The sequence below is a fragment of the Sphingobium sp. VMM genome, from assembly GCF_056790315.1.
This window is the reverse complement of sequence record NZ_JBXGSI010000049.1, coordinates 1-3101: the sequence shown is the minus strand read 5'-3', so window position 1 is coordinate 3101 and position 3101 is coordinate 1. Positions and strand designations below refer to the sequence as shown.

General features: G+C 53.1%; 6 protein-coding genes. 4 read left to right on the top strand and 2 right to left on the bottom strand.

What is annotated here, in order from left to right; all coding sequences use genetic code 11:
* Window positions 1-139 precede the first annotated feature (139 nt).
* From ACUCV3_RS27210 to ACUCV3_RS27195, 4 genes are all read left to right on the top strand, one after another.
* Complete coding sequence (locus ACUCV3_RS27210) at window positions 140-346, top strand: hypothetical protein (protein WP_004209707.1); 207 nt, start codon at window positions 140-142, stop codon at window positions 344-346.
* Window positions 339-563, top strand: coding sequence for a hypothetical protein (locus ACUCV3_RS27205; RefSeq protein ID WP_155738057.1), 225 nt, complete (start codon window positions 339-341; stop codon window positions 561-563). Before ACUCV3_RS27210 ends, ACUCV3_RS27205 begins: the two co-directional genes overlap by 8 nt.
* A gap of 711 nt (window positions 564-1274) precedes the next feature.
* The gene (locus ACUCV3_RS27200) at window positions 1275-1484 is read left to right on the top strand and encodes a hypothetical protein (RefSeq protein WP_080572788.1); all 210 of its coding nucleotides are present in this window, start codon (window positions 1275-1277) and stop codon (window positions 1482-1484) included.
* An 8-nt stretch (window positions 1485-1492) separates the two neighbouring features.
* Window positions 1493-1717, top strand: coding sequence for a hypothetical protein (locus ACUCV3_RS27195; protein WP_234831964.1), 225 nt, complete (start codon window positions 1493-1495; stop codon window positions 1715-1717).
* Window positions 1718-2054: 337 nt separating this feature from the next.
* Here ACUCV3_RS27195 and ACUCV3_RS27190 read toward each other — a convergent pair whose 3' ends face one another.
* Both ACUCV3_RS27190 and ACUCV3_RS27185 read right to left on the bottom strand, forming a co-directional pair.
* Window positions 2055-2852 (bottom strand): spermine/spermidine synthase domain-containing protein, encoded by a 798-nt coding sequence (locus ACUCV3_RS27190; RefSeq protein WP_125999340.1) that lies wholly within the window; start codon window positions 2850-2852, stop codon window positions 2055-2057.
* A 22-nt stretch (window positions 2853-2874) separates the two neighbouring features.
* Window positions 2875-3101: hypothetical protein (locus ACUCV3_RS27185; RefSeq protein WP_482241468.1), on the bottom strand; the 227-nt coding region annotated here is incomplete at its 5' end.

Below are 3101 nucleotides of genomic sequence, written 5' to 3'. Positions count from 1 at the left end.
CCGCGACTGGCAAAACGCCGCGTTCATTTTACCAAAACGTCCCTTTGGGCACTCTGCCCGTGCGCGAATTGCGCAGGGCTGTCGCTGAAATGATCGATTGACGTCCGTCGCAACGACATCCAACTCGCAGGAGATCGACATGCCCGCCACGATCGACTTCTACCTGGCCCGCGTCGCACAATGTGACAAAGAGGCGCAGGAAACCAATCTGGCGAATGTGAAAGAGCGCTGCCTGCGGTCAAAAGCTGCATGGCAGATCATGTCTGATCGCGCTTTGCTGGTCCAGATCGACCGCAAAAGACAAGCGCTGGACAAGATGCGAAAAAAGGATGAGCATCTTGATTAAGCGGGCTGGAAGACGGTTCGACGGTCCATATCTATCTTCGGATCAGATCGAGCGCCAAGGGCATATTCTTGAACTTGCCATAGCCCGATTGGGCTCTCAGGGCGCCATCGCATTTCTGAACGGCGAAGAGCCCGGCCTCGGCGGCCGACCACTAGATATCGCGGTAAAAAGCTCTTCGGGGCTTGAGGCGGTAAAGCGAATTCTCGAAGAACTCTGATAGATATTGTCAGATTTATCATTGATGTTTTTGCGCTTAAGCATCCGCGCATCGTTGCCCGATGGCCAAGGGCTGGGTCACGAACAGCGCAAGGTCGCGCTGATGAATATGCGGAACCCCGACCATAAGCCAACAAGCTTGGGATGCAGTCCAGCACCGTCATCTCCACTGTCAAGGCGATGGGTATGAAGGCAGTTCCATTGGGCCGGCGGCAAAACAGGCGTGGATGGGCAGGGGAAGGCAGCCCGCCAGGCCATCCATGGTCATGAGCGGGCGCAGCATTTGCTGTCAGCGCCAGGTGAGTGAGCGCATTTCTTGGTTGCCAACCAATTATGCCGAATTCTCGAACAGAGTGGAGGAGCGGCATATTGGATGGCTGGGACGATCTGAAGATCGATGAATTATGAAAATCTATAAAACTTGTTATGATGTTAAATAGATATCAAAGTGAATATGGTATAATATAATTTTTTCAAAATAATTAATGGTGCCATACATATTTGATCTCAAATATCATGCATTATATTTTATGAAATATCGTTGCTATGTCGATTCAATAATTTTTAAGGTTTTTCGTGTGATTTCTAAATTGAATCATGGACATTGAGAATATTATTTGATAAACAGAATTATTGCGCGAAATTTGCTGCAAGCATTCGCCGTGACAGAGAGACCAACGTGCTCCCGCTTGCCAGCTGAGGGAGCCCATCCGTGGAAGATCTAAATTATTTGCTCAAGCGCGAGCAGGAAGAGTTGCTGCGTGCCCAAAGCGCGCATTGCCGGGCTGCCTCCCATGCGCATCAGCGTTTGGCCAACGGTTATGCGCAGCGCATTCGGGAGCATGTGCACCCCTATCGATCGCAGCGTCCCGATGGTTCAGCCCCTTTCGCTTTGAACGAGCAGCGGGGGGAGCGGATATGAGCAGGGCCATGAACATCATGGAATCAGCCGACGCCGTGCGGCTGGTCTGCCAAAAAAACGGCTTCAGGATTTCGGTTCTCGAAGCGCTCGACTCTGGCGGCGTGCGGATCGTTCTGCTTGACCCACGGGATGCCGATGCACTTCGCGTTTTAATGAAGGGTAAGCTGATTGAAGGTTCTGTCACACGCTCCCGGTCGCATGTGGCCCGCCACCATCCGCCGTCAGCACGATGAATATGGCCATGGGTCGGTTCGACTATCTTAACCGCCGGAGATTGGCCGAGTTGAAGCATGCTGAGCTTGCGGAGAATCCTGCGATCAGAGCCAGACACGAGGATTTGGCTCGTGCCTATGCGAAGATCATTTCCGTGTTGCAACGCGAAGAGGCTTCATCGCCTCTACAGCAGTGGCAATTCTGAACTAACCCGGCCAAGTGCCATCACGACAAATCAAATGGGAGTCTCCGGTTTACTGACCTGAGAACGACGATGCCTGCCAAGCCCGGTCGCGCGCTGTAGCGAATGGAAGCCTGGCAGGCTCAGTCTCATGCTTGAAAAGCTGGTACGGACTGTCAGGCCCCGCCCTTGGCTGCGAACCAGATATTGTGCCAGCGTTCGGCGCTGCCGCTAAAGGCTGGCAACAAGATCTCATCCAGACAGAATCCGGCCTGCTCCAGCCTTTCGGCAAATGCGTCATCGCTGTAGGCTGACCATATCGACAGTAGGCCGCCCGGTTTCAGTGCTGCATACGCCATTTCCAAGCCGTCGGTCGAATAAAGCCTGTCGTTGCTTTTTCTGATGAAACCGTCTGGACCATTATCGACGTCGAGCAGAATGGCATCGAAGCGATCCTTCTCATGGGTAATGACATCAAACACGTCGGCCAATTGAATTCTGACTCGCGGATCTGTCAGATTGGTACCGAACAAGTGCATCAAAGGTCCGTTCGCCCAGCTTATGATTTTGGGCACGAGCTCGGCAACCGTGATGGTCGCGCTTTGTGACCAGGCGTCGAGCGCAGCCCCAAGGGTGAAGCCCATGCCGAGGCCGCCAATCAAAATATTGCCATCGCGCTGAACAAGACGCTCTTGGGTCAGCCTTGCGAGAGCCTTCTCGGATTCATGATCTCGACTGCCCATCAACTCATCATCGCCAAACTGGATCGAGAACTCTGTCCCACACTGGAGGAGGTGAAGCTGGCCACCGCCCGGAATATCGGCAATATCGACCGTAATTATCGGGAGGCTTTTGTCCGATCCTGCCCCGTTTTCCTGTACTCCTTTCCTTTCTGGGGATGCGTCTTTGCCATTCCAGGCGTCATTGCAGGCAGGGGGCGACGACCGCGCAATGCGCGTTCCGCTATAGTTCATGGAATTCCTGTCGCGTTCTGGATCAAGCGCGCCGTAAACCGAAGTGGCGTCGATTACGCGGTGACACCGAACCATGCCTGCCTTTTGAAGGCATGGCAAGGAAGGCTATATCGCACTGTGTAGCCTTGGAGGCTGCGATTTGGCGGGAAATACGGCAATGCCCCTCGACCAACAATATATGGGCACCACGATTAGTCGCTAAAATATCAAATGAATTTGGGAACTTAATCCATATCAATCCGCTTACAG

Excerpts from the sequence above, each read along its gene's own strand:
- ACUCV3_RS27195 (WP_234831964.1), top strand. The coding sequence starts at position 1,493 with ATGAACATCATGGAATCAGCCGACGCCGTGCGGCTGGTCTGCCAAAAA.
- ACUCV3_RS27190 (WP_125999340.1), bottom strand. The coding sequence starts at position 2,852 with ATGAACTATAGCGGAACGCGCATTGCGCGGTCGTCGCCCCCTGCCTGC.
- ACUCV3_RS27210 (WP_004209707.1), top strand. The coding sequence starts at position 140 with ATGCCCGCCACGATCGACTTCTACCTGGCCCGCGTCGCACAATGTGAC.